General features: G+C 43.4%; 16 protein-coding genes. 7 read left to right on the plus strand and 9 right to left on the minus strand.

The genetic code is table 11. The features are described 5' to 3' along the window. Window positions 1-115: 115 nt before the first annotated feature. Complete coding sequence (locus AACT23_RS17875) at window positions 116-781, plus strand: PilZ domain-containing protein (protein ID WP_019282225.1); 666 nt, start codon at window positions 116-118, stop codon at window positions 779-781. 17 nt (window positions 782-798) lie between these two features. Here AACT23_RS17875 and luxQ read toward each other — a convergent pair whose 3' ends face one another. The 6 genes from luxQ to AACT23_RS17905 form a co-directional block, all read right to left on the minus strand. Then, complete coding sequence (gene luxQ, locus AACT23_RS17880; protein WP_094130332.1) at window positions 799-3,345, minus strand: quorum-sensing autoinducer 2 sensor kinase/phosphatase LuxQ; 2,547 nt, start codon at window positions 3,343-3,345, stop codon at window positions 799-801. Window positions 3,346-3,360: 15 nt separating this feature from the next. Beyond that, complete coding sequence (locus tag AACT23_RS17885; RefSeq protein ID WP_013867911.1) at window positions 3,361-4,461, minus strand: autoinducer 2-binding periplasmic protein LuxP; 1,101 nt, start codon at window positions 4,459-4,461, stop codon at window positions 3,361-3,363. A 224-nt stretch (window positions 4,462-4,685) separates the two neighbouring features. Beyond that, complete coding sequence (locus AACT23_RS17890; protein WP_094130335.1) at window positions 4,686-5,837, minus strand: conjugal transfer protein TraF; 1,152 nt, start codon at window positions 5,835-5,837, stop codon at window positions 4,686-4,688. Window positions 5,838-5,932: 95 nt separating this feature from the next. Continuing rightward, window positions 5,933-6,256 carry a GIY-YIG nuclease family protein gene (locus AACT23_RS17895; protein ID WP_013867913.1) on the minus strand — a complete coding sequence of 108 codons (324 nt, stop codon included), beginning with the start codon at window positions 6,254-6,256 and terminating at the stop codon, window positions 5,933-5,935. After that, window positions 6,257-6,910 carry a YceH family protein gene (locus tag AACT23_RS17900; protein ID WP_094130338.1) on the minus strand — a complete coding sequence of 218 codons (654 nt, stop codon included), beginning with the start codon at window positions 6,908-6,910 and terminating at the stop codon, window positions 6,257-6,259. A gap of 57 nt (window positions 6,911-6,967) precedes the next feature. Next, entirely contained in the window at window positions 6,968-7,171 is a 204-nt protein-coding gene (locus AACT23_RS17905; RefSeq protein ID WP_026027876.1) for a hypothetical protein, read from the minus strand. 190 nt (window positions 7,172-7,361) lie between these two features. Here AACT23_RS17905 and AACT23_RS17910 point away from each other — a divergent pair, with 190 nt between their 5' ends. Together AACT23_RS17910 and AACT23_RS17915 are read left to right on the plus strand one after the other, a co-directional pair. Next, the gene (locus AACT23_RS17910; RefSeq protein WP_010319897.1) at window positions 7,362-7,679 is read left to right on the plus strand and encodes a DUF496 family protein; all 318 of its coding nucleotides are present in this window, start codon (window positions 7,362-7,364) and stop codon (window positions 7,677-7,679) included. A gap of 307 nt (window positions 7,680-7,986) precedes the next feature. Further along, a complete protein-coding gene (locus AACT23_RS17915) occupies window positions 7,987-8,238 on the plus strand; it encodes a YgjV family protein (RefSeq protein WP_013867916.1) in 252 nt (83 codons plus the stop codon). Window positions 8,239-8,387: 149 nt separating this feature from the next. On the opposite strand, the gene glpK is transcribed toward AACT23_RS17915, so the two are convergent. Both glpK and AACT23_RS17925 read right to left on the minus strand, forming a co-directional pair. Continuing rightward, window positions 8,388-9,908, minus strand: a complete 1,521-nt coding sequence (glpK, locus tag AACT23_RS17920; protein ID WP_026029114.1) for a glycerol kinase GlpK — start codon at window positions 9,906-9,908, stop codon at window positions 8,388-8,390. A gap of 52 nt (window positions 9,909-9,960) precedes the next feature. Then, complete coding sequence (locus AACT23_RS17925; protein ID WP_010319894.1) at window positions 9,961-10,815, minus strand: MIP/aquaporin family protein; 855 nt, start codon at window positions 10,813-10,815, stop codon at window positions 9,961-9,963. Window positions 10,816-11,344: 529 nt separating this feature from the next. Here AACT23_RS17925 and glpA point away from each other — a divergent pair. The 3 genes from glpA to glpC are packed head-to-tail and all read left to right on the plus strand — an operon-like array spanning window position 11,345 to window position 15,527. After that, window positions 11,345-12,994 (plus strand): anaerobic glycerol-3-phosphate dehydrogenase subunit A, encoded by a 1,650-nt coding sequence (gene glpA, locus AACT23_RS17930; RefSeq protein WP_094130342.1) that lies wholly within the window; start codon window positions 11,345-11,347, stop codon window positions 12,992-12,994. Then, the gene (glpB, locus tag AACT23_RS17935; RefSeq protein WP_094130345.1) at window positions 12,991-14,304 is read left to right on the plus strand and encodes a glycerol-3-phosphate dehydrogenase subunit GlpB; all 1,314 of its coding nucleotides are present in this window, start codon (window positions 12,991-12,993) and stop codon (window positions 14,302-14,304) included. Before glpA ends, glpB begins: the two co-directional genes overlap by 4 nt. Continuing rightward, complete coding sequence (gene glpC, locus AACT23_RS17940; protein WP_094130348.1) at window positions 14,301-15,527, plus strand: anaerobic glycerol-3-phosphate dehydrogenase subunit GlpC; 1,227 nt, start codon at window positions 14,301-14,303, stop codon at window positions 15,525-15,527. Before glpB ends, glpC begins: the two co-directional genes overlap by 4 nt. Window positions 15,528-15,616: 89 nt before the next feature. Here the strand turns inward: glpC and AACT23_RS17945 are convergent, their stop codons facing one another. Next, window positions 15,617-16,708 carry a ketoacyl-ACP synthase III gene (locus AACT23_RS17945; protein WP_047689650.1) on the minus strand — a complete coding sequence of 364 codons (1,092 nt, stop codon included), beginning with the start codon at window positions 16,706-16,708 and terminating at the stop codon, window positions 15,617-15,619. Window positions 16,709-16,897: 189 nt separating this feature from the next. Between AACT23_RS17945 and trxC the strand changes: the two genes are divergently transcribed. After that, window positions 16,898-17,332 (plus strand): thioredoxin TrxC, encoded by a 435-nt coding sequence (gene trxC, locus AACT23_RS17950; protein ID WP_017043322.1) that lies wholly within the window; start codon window positions 16,898-16,900, stop codon window positions 17,330-17,332. Window positions 17,333-17,496: the final 164 nt, after the last annotated feature.

Consider the following 17,496-nt stretch of genomic DNA (forward strand, 5'->3'; position numbering starts at 1 on the left):
TGAGAAAAGCTCTTAGAAACATGATCTTCTGAGAGTTTTTTACTTTTTCTTAGTAGGTGACGTAAAAATCACGGGGTATAGTAAAGCTATATTTCCGTAACGACGATGCCACTCAATGCCAATTCCGAATACTAACAGCGACGATCTCATCAAACTCCTTAAGCCATGCATGAAAATCCTCGTCACTATTGAATTCGGACCTGAGGATTCTTACAGCTTTTCAACGACAATTGTCGGATGTAAACGTGAAAGATATGTACTGATCGATATGCCCGTTAAAGCTCGTGAAGACTTGGTGATGCGAAAAATAGTTAATATCCAAATCATTTTGCGTGGGATTTGTGACACTGAATTAGGTCATATACTCGCGTTCAAAACCTCGATTATTCGTAGTATTTCTAAACCGTTCGGATTACTGTTTATCAAGTTTCCTAAGCACTTTGTGACCAAACCAATCCGTGAGCACGAGCGCTATAAACTCTCTTTGCCAGCCGTTATGCATGAAGGAGAGCATCAATTTAAAGGGAAATTGATCGACTTTTCTATTTCTGGCTGCGCGCTATTTATTCCTGGCTTGCACCATTTAGAAAAAGATATGTTTATTGAGATAAAGTCCACACTCTCCCCACTTCTACCACAAGATCTCGCTTGCCAAATCGTCAGTGTGCGTCAACAAGGTAAAGGTATGTTAGTAGGCGTTAAATTTCTTGAATCAATTGCAATGACCGCTGCATTGAAAAAAGAAATATTAGAACGCGCTTTTATGGCTGGTAGCGTATAAGAATGTTGCGCGGTGCTTTATTTCTGCCGTTTTTGGAAGTGACAAAAAGCCTCATGCAATGCTTTCTCTTTGATAGGTTTAACTATCACATACTCTGCACCTGCGGCCATAAATGCTTCGTTAGTCGATTGCATACCATCAGCTGTACACGCATAAATAGGTACATCCATCATCAACTCATGTTTGATCAAATGGGTTGTTTCAACCCCACCTAAGTAAGGCAGTTGGTTATCCATTAAGATAAGATCCACTGGATGATCTTTCACATAATCAATCGCCTGTAGACCATCCTCTACTCTTGTCACTTCCATACCGTATTTTTTGCAAAATGCTTGAGCAATAAAGGCGTTGGTATGATTATCTTCGACTAGCAACACTTTGATTGGTTTTTCAAACATTTCATGTGGCGGCGCGCGCTCATAAGATGGTATATCCTTCCCGCAGTCACTGACGACAACCAGCGGGAGTTCAACAGAAAATGTAGTACCTACTCCAAATTGGCTTTTCACGTTTACGGCACCACCAAGCATCTCAATTAAGCTTTTGACAATCGCAAGCCCCAAACCACTACCGCCGTATTCTCGTGTGGTGTTTGATTCTACTTGAGTAAAAGGCTCAAAAATAAGCGCGAGATCTTGCTCTCTGATGCCGATACCTGTATCACTAATCGAAATAAACAATTGGTGGTTATTCTTTTGCTGGAACTCAATGCTAATCAACCCATTATGGGTAAACTTAGTCGCATTATTTAATAAATTAAACAGAATTTGGTTCAGGCGGACTTGATCGCTATGGATCATCATATCAGGCGGAATATTGCTCTTTAGGCTGAACTCAATCTCTTTTTCGGCACATAATGGCCGATAGATACTTTCCACGGCAGAGATGACCTCAACCAGCTTAAAGTCAGACTCTTGAATTCTAAACTGTCCCTGCTCTATCTTTGAAAAATCAAGGATATCATTCAGCACCGCCAATAAATGTTCACCACTACTGCATAACACATTCACTTGTTCAAGTTGCTCATGGTCACTGATTTCACGCTTAAGTAATTGAGAAACACCTAAAATTCCATTCAATGGTGTTCTCAGCTCATGGCTCATTTTTGCAAGAAATTCAGCACGAATACGCGCCGACTCTTCCGCTTCTTGCCTTGCGAGTCGGCTCTGTTTGGCCGCCTCGGCGATTGTCGTAATATCTTGCCCTTGAGTGATGATTGACTCAATTCTCTGCTCAAAAATAATGGGGGATAAATTCCAGCGAAAAACCTTATTGCCGACTTCAACGTTTATCTCTCGGAACGTTTCTTGTTCAACCGCAAGGCGTATCTTTGGCTGCAGTTCTTGCTTTAATGCATCAAGAATGCACTGCTGTTGATCATTGCGACGCATGAAATATTTCTTTGCTGATGGGTTCATTTTGATGATATCACCGTCGATACTCCATACTATGATGGGCGAAAGTGAAAAATTGAACAGATCTTCAAATTGTTTTTCTTGCTCAGATAAACGTTGAAATGTGTGTTCTAGCGTTCTGCCGAAGTGATCAAATTCATAGATTTTAGAACCAGAAAAAAGCTCATAACTCCCAGCTTCTGCAGCTTTGTGGGTGTAATTCATCAAGCTACTGATTTCATTTTTGACACGCTGCTGTAACCACCAACGTGTCAAAATAGAGACTATCACCATCGCAAAAAGGGCAAAAATCATCCAAAAAAAATAATTTTCACGTAATTGCAATACGTTCTCATTGCTCTGCACACTGAGGACGTTAATATAAATTGGTACGCCTTCTATGGTTAACGCGGTACGGCTTACCATGTAATCGGCAAAACTATAGGCGTCAAAATTATCTTCTAAAACATCACGTTCCGTGTAGGTCTCATCACCATTAATTGTTGAGGCTAAGACCTTTTCACCCGTCGTCATCACGAGATTTTCTGAGTTACTCCCTTCACGTAATGTTTCTGCCAGCACGTAATTGTTGTTAAGTACGGTAGCAAGATGCAAAAAACCAATCACCTCTCCGGACTGCGAGTCAATAACGGGAGTACGTCTGACCATTAGGTAGGCATAGCCCAATTGAGAGGGAGATTTGATCATATGCCAGTTATTACTTAATGCGACTTTACGAGACATGTTTACCAGCTCGTTTTGTTCAATACCATAAAACTGAGCATTGCCATCTTCCCACATCAGGCTGTCAGAATCAGAAATGAAACGAATGTCAGGCGTGTTGGCTACTTCTAGCTGGTCAACTCCAAAAAAGAACTGATCAATGCTGTCATTATCGCCCTTACGAATTGCTTTAACTAAACCTGCATTTTTTGCGCTGCTATCTTGGTTTATCTGCAGTAATGAAAGACGGAAGTTAAAGAGGTTCTGGATGAGACTAGAGGTTTGAGAAGCCGTACGTTGCACTTCTTGAGCAATGATTTTGCTACTGATCTGATAACTTTGAAATAAAACGCTGAGCGTCAATGCGCCAATCACCGCAATCATTGATTTGGTGATCACGGTAGCTATCTTTTGTTTTTTCTTGACGGTGCTTGACCTTAAACTCATTAATGACTCGATATATCAATGGTCAGAGTAACGAAATGCTCGTTTTTTGAGCTTTTCAATATACGCTGAAGAGACCTCTTTGGTTACCAATTCAAAATCACCAGAGTAAACCGTAGGTACCGGCTTTCCTTCAAGATCCCACTTAATGGCTTCCGCCATAGCAACACCGGCATCATCATTGACACGCATGATAGTCACATCAAGTGTGCTATTTTGCAGCGCGTCCAATTCAGCCTCACCACCGCCCCAGCCGTTTAACGTAATATCTTCTCTATTTTGCTGCTGCAACGCATCCATGGCACCGAGTGCAACATCAGTAGAGCATGCGTAAATAAAATTAATATCTGGTGTTTGTTTAAGAATACGCAAAGTTGCATCAAATGCACTATCTCGTGTCGCTTTTGTATAAAACGAAGAGGCCAAGTGATATTTGCTGTCTCGACTCATTTCTTGGATAAAACTATCACCGCGTGCATCGCTAACATAGCCTTCAGAATAATAGAGTACGGAATAAGCACTATTCTTTGGCGCCGACTTTTTGTAGTAATCCACCAGTTTCATTGTGCCAATTTCATGATCAAACCCCACGTACATAAAAGGCTGGCGATCTCCCCAACTTTTTACTGGCGTAGTGATATTTTGCAGAATAATTTTGGTTTGATTTGAACTTAACAACTGCTCGATAAATTTACGGTGGCGGATGGTATCAAGCGTAAACACCAAGTAATCGGATTTGTTTCTGATCGCTTCCATCAACGATAAACTTTGTTGGCGAATATCGACATTCGGACGAGTGAAGACTTGGTTAATTTGGTATCTAATCCCAAGTTCGTCTAAACGCATCTCAAAGGCTTTGATATTGCGCGCCCAATAATCGGAAACTTGTTGACCTGGATAAACAACAGAAATATGAATAGGTTTATCTTGCTCTATTGAGAGTACAGCGGGAGGTTGACGCACTGCCTGTATCATCTGGTCGGTAAGAGCCTGTTGCGCAGGATTAAGATCTAAAAACTCTTGATATCGCCAATAGCCATTTAAAACTTGCGCTGCAGCCTGAGTGGAGGCTGCCAAACTGACACTGAATACAAATGAAAGGAGCAGGATTTTTCTCATGGCATTCTCATTACACTAACTTCTGGATTTAATGACACACAATGGCTGATTTCGCACTCATCATATTCTCGGACTCCCCAATGAAGGATCAAACAAGTAGCCCGTATATCATCTTGATTATTAAGTATGTTCCTCATAAATGATAGTGCAAACCACTAAAAAAGCTGACTTGCACTCATAACCGCTCATTTACTAAACAAAAGCATCAAAATGCTTTCCTATACTTAAAAGGTGAAAGCTAAATTTCCAGAAATGCCAAATTGATTATCTCCAGCATAGTTTCCTGCAAGATCGAAACTGACAAGATCTCCGGGGCTGATGCCAATGCCAAACGTCACGGCGTTGTCCAAAGTGTCTTCTAAATCGATTTCATAACCCGCACGAAGCTGTGCCCATCCCCAAGCATTACCTTCTAAGCCAAAGCGTAGGTATTGTGTATCATCTTTTTGGTCTTGGAAACGACTCTGCTTTGTTGCATCTAAATCGATTGCAGCAGTGAAAAACTCAGTGACATATCCACCCGAGATTGTGACTTGCGTATCCAAATCATATGAGCTTAAACCATCAATGGTTTTTAATTCTTGAGCAAAAAGATCCTTTACCGCAACACCCACTCGAAAATCGTTAATTAACCACACAGCCCCTAAATCAAGATTGAAGGCATTATCGTTCGTTTCGCTTTTGTCATAATCAGCAAGATCAAATTCTTTTACCGAAACATTTTGCTTATAGGTTCTTAATTGTTGAATTTTTGGCGTAATGCCAAATGAAAATTGTTGGCCACGAATGTTGTATATTTTGGCCAGTGCTAGGCCAAATTCTGAGTAACCAAATGCAATCAGATCAACGGTTGAATTTTTATAACGATTCTCAACGTCGGTGCCGCTACTGCCTGTATTTGCCGCAATATCAGAACGCGCAATCACCTCCGCGTGACCACGCGCAAAAATATTAAGTGAAACTAGATCGAGAAGAATTGCTATCGCCATACCAATGCCCGCCGATGCTGCAAGAGGTTTGTCATCGGCAAGCTGGTCCAAATACTGATTGAGTTTATCAATATCACTTTGATTGGGTGTACCGGAATTTTCAAACGCTTTGATGCTATCTTGCAGGTCATCAATGGATTTTAGACTTTTGTCTGGGTCTCTAGCCGCACCACCTACCGCAGGGAAAAGCACGCCAAACGTGTCATTATTCCGATACACGGCCACCAAAGCAGGATTATAGAATGGGGCTAGCAGATAATCGGCCGTTGTTACGCCAGTATTCCCCATTCCATTACCACGTGCGTCAGCTATCGTGTTCGCCGCTTGCGCAGAAGCACAAGCCAACAAGAGCAACGAGACCACTGACCATTTGTTGTAACTGTTCATATTGCAACCAACCTTGTTGTTATTATTCCCTAAACAAGGTTAATACAATTTTTTACATTGCACATGAAATTGGCGAATAATGCCGCTGACCAAACCTAATCGTCACCAAAATCATCCATGCCACTAACAGAGAAATGAACATTCTCTTGCCCTGCCACCAACTGTTCTTTTTGCAATTTGGTCAGTTTTTTAATCGCTAGCTCAGTTTTTAAAGCGAGGCTTTTACCGCCTTCTACACGTTGAGACCAAACCAATAATAACGGCCCTTTACCTCGTAACGCTTTTGCACCCTTCCCTGTTTGGTGTTGTACAAAGCGTCGTTCAACATCCGTTGTAATACCGCAATACAGTGCTTGATGGCGGGTTCGAACCAAATAAACCCACCAGTCCGGGCTATCTTTGTGGGAAACCTTATTCACTTACAGTAAGCTTTCCACCAAAGCGCGTAACTCGGCGACTTCATTTTTTAATGCGTGAACCTCCTGTTCAAGCTGATCAATACGAGCAGTCGCCCCACCTTCCGGAACATGAGCAAAGGTTTGCTCTAAACTTTCAACGTCAACCTCTCCAGAAAAGAGATGTTGATAACGCGACTCTCGCTTACCCGGTTCACGCGGTAGCTTCACCACCAGCGGGCCTGATTCACGGTTGGCTAAAGCGTCTAAAATAGTTTCGACTTCTTTTACATCGGTAAAACTGCATAATCGGTTAGTGCGAGTGCGCAACTCTCCCGGCGTTTGTGGCCCACGCAGCAGCATGCAGCACACCAAACCAAGCTCTTGATTTGACAGCTTTAAATCGCCAAATTCGGTGTTGCAGAAACGGTGCTGATATTTGCTCACTCGGCTATTAAAACCACTTTCATCACTCATCAGGCGACGAGCGATCAAGCCCTCAGCGGCATCTTGAACCTCAGCTTCGGTTAATGACAGCACTGGCTCACGGTTACTTTTTTGGTTACATGCGGTGGTCAAGCTGTTGAGCGTTAATGGGTAGTAATCAGGCGTGGTCACTTCTTTTTCAATTAAGCAGCCAATAATTCGTGCTTCTAGGGGAGAGAGCTCAATGTTCATTATAATTTCCTTTTTTCTAAGCGGAGTTTCCTAATCGAGGCCACAATCGATGTTGCATTAGTGTTCTAACAACAGTGAAATTCGGATGATTTTCCCATTGCTATCAATCATCACAATCTTTGCACGGCTTAACTCTAACTCGGTCATCTCCAGCTTCTCACGCTCGCTAATATAAGCTTCACGCAATTTAACACTGTGATGCAGTTCAGCGTTTGCAGGTACATCTTTTCTTTTAGGTACTAAAATTTCTGAAAGTTGCATCTCTAAATACCATAAGATAGCGATTTGAAAGGTACATGATATAGCGCCTATCCGTACCAATACAATCACTCATGACTAGAGTGATTATTTCTTAATCAAGAGTGAGTCAGGATTGATCTAAAGGCTGTTATGAATCAGCTCGATATGATTTAATCAATGGCATTGACATTCAAGTTGGGAAAAGGAACCTATGAGTATCGTATTTGAAATTGTTAACCAAGCTCGCCGTAAAAATAAACTGAAACGTGAACTGCTAGATAACGAGAAAAAAGTTCGTGATAACCGTAAAAGAGTTGAACTGCTTGAAAACTTACTCGATTACATGAAACCGGATATGACCCACGAAGAAGTCATGGCGATCATCAATAACATGAAAGCCGATTACGAAGATCGCGTCGATGATCACATCATCAAAAGCGCAGAAATTTCAAAAGAGCGCCGTGATATTAGCCGTCGTATCCGCGAGCTGACCGATAAAGATAAACAAATGACTCAAGGCAAAAAGTAAAATTGATGCCGACCATCTTCGAAACCCGTCTTAAGACGGGTTTTTTTATAGCCAAAACATTCACAAAACAAATCAATATTTCTATCAACAAAAAGTGCGATAAATTTTATGTGATAGACATTAAACGTTTGCGTAATCGCTAACCTTCACCGAACCTAGTTTTGAGTCTTTTATCACATATTAGCTATTGTTATATTTATACACAGTAAATCAATTATGACCATTCGAGGCACGGAGCTTCCTCACTTATCTCACGGCGAGAAGATTGGTACCGACATCGTTCGGCATATATTAAGAGGGTCAAATTATGGAAATGAATGTGGTTGAAATTTTGGGCTATGCAGCTTCGATCATGGTGGCAATCTCGCTGACAATGAAAGATATCGTTAAACTGCGTATTCTTAATTTTGTTGGTTGTGCACTGTTTACCGCTTACGGACTAATGATTGATTCATGGCCTGTAGTGCTCACCAACGGTTTTATCGCCTGCGTAAACATCTACTTTTTAGCAAAGATGCAACGAGAAAAAAAAACGGCTGACGCCAAAAGCGCTGCATGATGAACCCAAAATAATAAAAATTGACGTGTAAAAAAATGCTCTGCCACGATGACAGAGCATTTTTTATCGATAAATCAGAGAGCAAAAGCATAAATAGCCAAGCAAAAAGCCTCTAGCAGGGGGATACATAGAGGCCATAAGGCTAAGTATTACTCTTCGTCATCGTGCATAGTTGCCCAAGCTTGAGCACATTTCACCGCACGTTTCCAACCTTTATAGCGACGATCGCGCTTCTCTTCATCTTGATGAGGAACGAATGTTTTATCGATCACGGCTTTATCAGCAAGCTCATCCAAGCTTCCCCAAAAGCCAACCGCAAGACCAGCTAAATAGGCGGCTCCTAGCGCGGTCACTTCCGTCACTTTAGGACGGTGTACTTCGGTATCAAGCACATCTGATTGGAATTGCATTAAGAAATTATTGGCTACCGCGCCACCGTCTACGCGTAATGCTGACAGTTTGATGCCAGAATCAGCTTGCATTGCATCAAGTACATCACGTGTTTGGTAAGCGACACTTTCCAAGGTCGCACGAATAATATGGTTCGAATTCACGCCACGCGTTAAACCAACAATCGTACCACGGGCATAAGCATCCCAATACGGCGCGCCTAAACCAGTAAACGCTGGCACAACATAAACGCCGTTGGCCGTATCAACTTTCGTAGCGAAATATTCTGAGTCATGCGCATCTGAAATCAGTTTCAATTCATCACGCAACCATTGAATCGATGCACCGCCCATAAAGACTGCACCTTCAAGCGCGTAGTGAGGTTCACCAGCAGGGCCACAAGCTAGAGTTGTTAGCAAGCCATTATGTGAGGTGACTTTCTCTTTACCTGTGTTCATCAATAAGAAACAGCCAGTGCCGTAAGTATTTTTTGCTTGACCCGCCTCAACACACATCTGCCCATAAAGCGCAGCTTGCTGGTCACCCGCAATTCCAGCAATAGGAATACGTGTCCCGCCTTTACCACCAATGTTGGTTTGGCCGTAAACTTCGGAAGATTTCTTCACTTCAGGCATCATAGACAAAGGAATATCAAACTCTTTTAGGATTTTCTCATCCCAATGCAAGTTGTTGATATTGAAAAGCATAGTGCGAGAGGCATTGGTATAATCCGTAACGTGAACACGGCCTTGTGTCATGTTCCAAACGAGCCACGAGTCAATTGTACCAAACAGCAGTTTTCCAGCCTCGGCGTCTTCACGAGCCCCTTCGACATTATCCAAAATCCATTTGATTTTGGTGCCAGAGAAGTAAGGGTCAAGCACTAGGCCTGTATTCTCGCGAATGTACTCTTCTAGCCCTGGGCGTGCTTTCAATTCTTCACAAATGGATGCGGTACGTCGACATTGCCATACAATCGCATTGTAGACTGGTTTACCCGTTTCTTTGTTCCACACCACCGTAGTTTCACGTTGGTTGGTAATACCAATCGCCGCAATTTCATCACTGCGAATACCTGCTTTGCCAAGTGCTTCTACTAGCGTCGAACTTTGCGTCGCATAAATTTCCAGTGGATCATGTTCAACCCAGCCAGCTTGAGGGTAGATCTGGGTAAATTCACGCTGAGAAACACTGACAATGTTAGCATCATGATCTAACACTACAGCACGTGAGCTTGTTGTTCCTTGGTCAAGGGCAACAATATATTTCTGCTCAGTCATGGTCTTTTCCTTATCTTTCACGTTAATCGTTTTATGAAGTGTTATCGTTATTTTAGACGTGAGCTTGCTCACTTTCTTCTACGTCATCACACTGGTTTGGAATGGTGCAGCCTACGCCGACAGTGGGTAGGTACGCGCCAATAAATTTAGGGTAAGCCCATGCCCCAAAACAGGCACCAGCAATAGGAGCAATGATAGGTACGATGAAGTATGGGATATCTTTTGCACCTGTTAGTGCGTAGTCCCAGCCAGCTAAGTAGGCAAACAATTTAGGGCCAAAATCACGCGCAGGGTTCATCGCAAAGCCAGTCAATGGGCCAAGTGAACCACCGATAACCGCAATCAGAATACCAATCAGCAATGGGTTCATTGCATTGCGATGTGCGCCGTTATTTTCATCACCTAGTGCCAAAATAGCGAACATTAATACTGCTGTGATGACAAATTCGACCGCCAATGCACCAACAAATGATAATGAAGCATTAGGGTAGGTAGAAAAAATACCCGCTGTGGCTAACGCTTCTTGACTGCTACGTACAAAATTGTGTGCGATTTCATAATCAGTAAAAAGGTTGCTGTACAAGCCGTAAACCAGAGCAGCAGAGCAGAATGCACCGAGCATTTGCGCCGCAATATAGGGAAGTACTTTTGCTTTGTTGAAGCCGTGGAAGGCGGCCAGTGCAATGGTCACCGCCGGATTAATGTGAGCTCCAGAAACACCCGCAGTGCAATAGATGGCAATTGCCACACCTAAGCCCCACATGATGCTGATTTCCCACTGACCAAATTGTGCGCCAGTAAGAACTAAGGCAGCAACACAGCCTACACCGAAAAAAATCAGCAATCCGGTGCCGATAAACTCCGCGATACACTCTCCGAGAAGAGTATGTTGTTTTGTTCGAGTCATAGTAAGTGTCCTTGTTTATTTTTTATGTACACAATGTTTGTGTGTGGCAAATTTTGCACATTTTTCTTCCCACGAAAATTAAAAAACAGCATTTATGAGCGTTCGAACACAATTTTGTTACTTGCAATATCGTTTTTTGTTAATTAACTCATTATTTTGATCTTCTGCTCATTAACGCAGAGCTTAACAAATGATAGGAAACTAAGGGTGTCTCTATAAACAACGACATAATCAAGTGCAATAACGGATAGAGATATGATTTCATACTGCTAAGGGAGGCATGATAATGAAGTCATCGGATCAGCTCGTAAGCGCATTTGTTCTCTAAAATCCACTCCAGTTGTTAAATTAACCCAACCTAAATTGTTAAACCGTTCATCATTTTGATATGAAATAACATACAAAGATGAAATTACCGCCAAAATGAAACACAATTTCGCTCATTCGCGCTTTTGTGAGCAATATATCGAACATTTTCTATTGAAAATGCCACACTAAATATAAGTTTTTCATCGAATAAGGTTTCACCATGACCACAACCACACGATTTGAAACCGATGTTGTTATCATTGGTGGCGGAGCAACCGGTACAGGGATCATGCGCGACTGCGCACTGCGCGGCATTGCGTGTATTTTGCTAGAAAAGGATGATATTGCTTCTGGTACCACCGGGCGAAATCACGGTTTATTACACTCAGGGGCACGTTACGCAGTTACCGATCCTGAATCGGCCAAAGAGTGCATCCAAGAGAATCAAATTTTAAAAAATATCGCTAGACATTGTGTAGAGAAAACCGACGGCCTGTTCATTACTCTGCCTGAAGACGATCTTGCTTTTCAAAGCACGTTTATCGACGCGTGCGCTCAAGCAGGGATTACAACCGAGCCGCTTTCTGCCAAAGAAGCACTGCGTTTAGAGCCTCACGTTAATCCAAACCTTGTTGGCGCGATCAAAGTACCCGATGGCACACTCGATCCTTTTCGTTTATGCGCTTCCAATGTGCTAGACGCCAAAGAGCATGGTGCGCGGATCATGAACAAAACCATTGTGACGTCGCTGATCCGCCAAGGTGACACAGTATTAGGCGTGCGCTGTTTACAGCTGAGCACTCATCAACAATATGAGATTTTCGCCAAAGAAGTGATTAACGCAGCTGGAATATGGGGACAAGACATCTGTGAATACGCCGATCTCAACATCAAAATGTTCCCCGCGAAAGGCTCATTGTTGATCCTTGATTATCGTATCAACAACCTTGTGATCAACCGCTGTCGCAAGCCTTCTGATGCCGATATTCTTGTCCCTGGTGATACCATTTCACTGATCGGTACTACCTCTGAACACATTGACTACGACCAAATTGACAACCTGCACGTGACTGAAAAAGAGGTCGATATACTACTGGCCGAAGGCGCGAAACTGGCTCCCATCATGGCGAATACTCGTGTATTACGCGCTTATGCGGGTGTGCGTCCATTGGTCTCTATTAATGATGATGGCAGCGGCCGAAACATCAGTCGCGGCATCGTATTACTTGACCACGAACAACGCGATGGATTGAAAGGCCTCACCACGATTACAGGCGGTAAATTAATGACTTACCGCCTAATGGCAGAATGGGCGACCGATTTAGTCGCCAAAAAACTGGGCAATAATACCCCTTGCGAAACTCATACTCGCGCCCTACCCGGCTCCAACGAAACCCCAAAACAGGTGAAAAAAACCGCCAGCATTGCCAAACCCGTCTATGAATCGGCTATTTATCGCCATGGTGAGCGCGCACAAAATTTCTTATCTGATGATGCAAAGAGCCAAGCGGTTATTTGTGAATGTGAAATGGTGACCGCGGGCGAAATTGAATACGCAATTAAACAACTCGATGTAAATAACTTGGTCGATTTACGTCGCCGCACTCGTTTAGGTATGGGGCCATGCCAAGGAGAGCTTTGCAGCTATCGCGCCGCCAGCTTATTTCAAGAATATGGTCACGTTTCGGGAAACCAATCGAGCCAACTGTTGGTTGAGTTTTTAGAAGAGCGCTGGAAAGGCATTAAACCGATTTTCTGGGGAGATGCACTGCGCGAAGCTGAATTCAGTTACTGGATTTATGAAGGCTTGTTCGGAGCCAATGACATTCCAACGCAACACAAGCAAAATGAAAGTGAGGAGACGTTATGATGAAATACGACGTCACAATTATCGGTGGTGGAATTGCAGGTTACAGTGCAGGTCTTCGCTGCTTACAAGCGGGCCTAAAAACAGCACTGATCAGTCAAGGCCAAAGTGCTCTGCATTTTTCATCCGGTTCCATCGATGTTCTGGGTAAACTGCCTAGCGGCGAAGCGGTTGAATCCCCTTTGCTCGCCATGGAAGCATTACGTCAACAAGCCCCGAATCACCCTTACAGTAAAATTGGCGCTGACACTATTTCGCAAGGGTTAATGTGGTTTCAAAAAACGCTGCAGCAACGCGGCATGCCGCTGACACACCAAGCGGATAATAGTAACCACTATCGCATTACTCCGATGGGGACATTGAAAGCCACTTGGTTATCACAACCTTATGTTTATCAACATAAAACAAATGCTGATTTTAAGCGTATTGTGCTGCTCGCCATCGATGGTTATCGAGATTTTCAACCACATATGCTGCAAGATAACTTACGCGCTCTACCTGCATTTTCGACTATCCCAAGTGAGATCATCAATATCACGATTCCGGGTTTCGAAGCACTTCGCCATAACCCCAACGAACTGCGCTCCATCGATATTGCTCGTTTGCTCAAACAACCACATGCATGGCGCAGTTTTTGTGATCAACTGATCCGTCATGCCACTGTGCAAGATCTAGTGATCCTACCTGCCATCATGGGCAATGGTGATGGGTTAACCTTACTGAACAAACTCAAATTGGAAACCAACTTGCAGTTGCATGAAGTCCCGACCATGCCGCCATCATTAATGGGCATCCGCATTGAAGAGACACTCAGCCGAGCTTTTTTAACTATGGGTGGTACCCATTTAAAAGGCGATAAAGTCATCAGTGGTGAATTTGATGGTAACCGTTTGACCGCCATTCATACTCAAAATCTCAATGATATGCCGATTCAAGCTGACCATTTCGTGATGGCTACAGGGAGCTATTTCAGCCAAGGTTTACAGGCTTCTCATCACGGTATTAGCGAACCCGTGTTCCAATTAGAGACGGAGAGCTGTCATGATCGCGCTCTATGGCGAAATCATGCCTTTTTCTCAGCAAACTCTCACCCTTTCATGACCTTTGGTGTGCTGACCAACACGTCACTGAACCCAACTCATCAAGGTAATATCATTACCAATTTATACTGCTGTGGTTCGATGCTCGCGGGTTATGATCCTGTCTTTGAAGGCAGCGGTGGAGGCGTTGCTATTGCCAGCGCTTACCACGCTACCTCTCAAATTATGGCTCAAACTCAATCTCGACCAGCCATTCAGGAGGTATTAGCATGAGCACCTCTTTTGTTGAAGCCGCACCCAAAAATACCTCTTTTGATCAATGCATCAAATGCACTGTTTGTACCGTTTATTGCCCGGTTGCTAAAGCAAACCCACTCTATCCGGGGCCAAAACAGTGCGGACCGGATGGCGAACGCTTGAGGATTAAAAGCGCAGAGTATTATGACGACCTACTCAAGCTCTGCACCAACTGCAAACGGTGTGAAACCGCCTGTCCTTCCGGAGTGAAAATTGGCGATATCATTGCTGTGGCGCGTGGCAAACATGGTAAAAAAACGCTGAGTCCAAAGCTGGTGCGTGATTACGTGCTGAGCCATACCGATCTTTTTGGCACGATCGCCACACCATTTGCACCGATAGTGAACGCTGCTACGGCTATGCCGATGGTAAAAAGACTGATGCACAAGACCATTGGTGTGCACGATCATAAATCACTTCCCAAATATTCACACGGCACGTTTCGTCGTTGGTTTAAGCAGAACTGCACACGCCAACCCCTGTATAACCGGCAAGTGACCTATTTCCACGGCTGCTACGTTAACTATAACCACCCGCAGTTAGGTAAAGATTTTGTCTCTGTGATGAATGCGATGAATATCGGCGTACGGTTACTGGATAACGAGAAATGCTGTGGTGTACCGCTGATTGCCAATGGTTTTCACGATAAAGCACGTAAAAATGCGTTATTGAATGTGAAAAATATCGAAGCCGCGGTAGTTGATCGTCAAACGACGCTCCTCTCCACCTCATCAACGTGTTCGTTTACCTTACAACAAGAATACCCTCATGTTTTAGGGGTTGATAATAGTAAGGTGGTCAAACAAATCGAGTACGTCACGCGCTTTCTACTCAAAGAGTTCATGAGCGGTAATGCGCCTAAAATGAAACCCGTTAACTTGAAAGTGGTTTACCACACCCCTTGCCACCTTGAACGCAGCGGTAATGTCATTTTTACCATTGAATTATTAAAAATGATCCCAGGATTGGAGTTAGTGGTCTTAGACAGCGAATGCTGCGGCTTAGCGGGAACCTACGGTTTTAAAGAAGAGAACTATGACGTTTCAATGAAAATTGGCGCGCACCTGTTTGATGCAATCAAAACATCGCAAGCTGACTATGCGATTACCGATTGTGAAACCTGTAAATGGCAAATTGAAGAAAATACCGCGTTAGAAACCATTCATCCAATTAGCCTGCTCGCCATGGCGATTGCCTAGTTTATACACCTAGCATTGAGAGTAAAACAGGCCACATTGTGGCCTGTTCTCATACTGCTTGTACTGTGTGAACATTCGTTTTCTAAACGTTATTTAGATAGCGGGCGCTGCTGGCAGTGCTCAATTGCATTAGCCAATAATTCTAACGCACTGGACTGACACTCTGGTAACTGCGCTTGGCTACGGCTAATCGCGGTAACACGCTCGCCCCATTTGATGTGCCCAGCCCCCCAAGTTAAGCCCGCCCCGAAAGCGGCCACCAGCAGGTTATCATTCGGTTTGATTTTCCCTTGTTCAACCGCTTCACACAATGCAATAGGTACGGTCGCGGCAGACGTATTACCATAGTGTTGAATGTTAACGAATGCTTTATCTTGGCTAATACCTGATAAGTCACACAAGGTTTGAATGATACGAATATTCGCTTGATGCGGGATCACCACATCAACTTGCTCGGTTGAAAGACCGGAACGCGCCAGCACAGTTTGCGCCGCTGCGCCCATGCCTCGAACCGCACGTTTAAAAATCTCTTTCCCAACAAAATCAAAATCCCAATACCCATTGTCAGCGGCAAAACGATCCATCGATGAGCCAAATCTAGGCACCGCCAAAATATCACGCCCTTCTGCATCACAGCCGATTTGTGCATCTTGCAAACCCACTACTTTATCGGTTTTACTCAAGACAACAGCGCCAGCACCGTCACCAAACAACACGGCGGTATCACGTTTGGTCCAATCAATGTAAAAAGAGAGACGCTCAGCACCCACCACTAACGCATGGCGGTAATGGCTTGCTTGCATTAAACGCGTCGCTGTTTCTAATCCATAAACAAAACCGGTACAGGCTGCATTTAAGTCAAAAGCGGCTGCATTTTTAATCCCAAGATTCTGCTGCACTTTCGAGGCAATATTTGGGATAAGAGAATCTGGCGAACAGGTTGCGATGATGATGAGATCAATCTCAGTTGCATCAATCCCAGCACAAGCAATGGCGTGTTGGGCGGCCACCGTAGCTAAATCCGAGGTATTCACATGGCTAATGCGGCGCTGTTCAATCCCGGTGCGAGTTTTAATCCACTCATCGGAAGTTTCAATAAAGGTGCTAAGATCATGGTTTGAGAGCGTTGCAGGTGGTAGGCATTTACCCCAACCTGTAATTTCGGCATAGAATTTTGTCATTGTTAACCTGTTTTTGTTGTATTTTCTAATGCAATCCAAAGACCTAAAATTAAAAACTCATTGTATGAAAGAGAAATGAGACTCAAAAGGTCCTTTTGATGTCAGTCAGTATACGCGCTTTTGCTCCGACGTTAAGTCTAGTGCGTTAAATGCGACTGGAGCAAAACACAAAAATAAAGAGAGGAAACCATGTCAACATTCAATACTCGTTGTCCTTCGTGTCACGCAATGAACCGAGTTCCGATAGAACGAGTAACAGAAAGCCCGAATTGCGGTAAATGCCAAGCTCCCCTATTTGATGGAGCGCCCATTGAAGGAACGGAAGCCAATTTCGAAGCACTACTTAATAGTCGCCAACCCGTTGTCGTCGATTTCTGGGCACCTTGGTGTAATCCGTGTGTTGGTTTTGCTCCGGTATTCAGTGATGCTGCGACGGAACGAAAAGGAAACATTCGCTTTATAAAAATTGATACTGAAAGTGAACAAAGCCTCGCCACAAAATTTCAAATTCGCAGCATTCCAACCATTATGGTGTTTAAAAATGGTCAACGAGTCGATATGATCAATGGCGCTTTACCAAAAAGTCAATTTGATCAATGGTTAAACCAAGCCATATTGAAATAATCCATCATTATAACCAATAATAAAGTTGGCATTTTTTATCGATTTATGCCAACTTTACTGCTCATTTCTCTTGCTTTATTTTCGATTAATAAAATTAATCGTTAAGAACATAATTTTTCGTTTTACCTTTCTCAATATCAGCTCCATATTCGCCGCAAAATATC

It is taken from the genome of Vibrio sp. V09_P4A23P171 (genome assembly GCF_963875615.1).
GTDB lineage: Bacteria > Pseudomonadota > Gammaproteobacteria > Enterobacterales > Vibrionaceae > Vibrio > Vibrio anguillarum.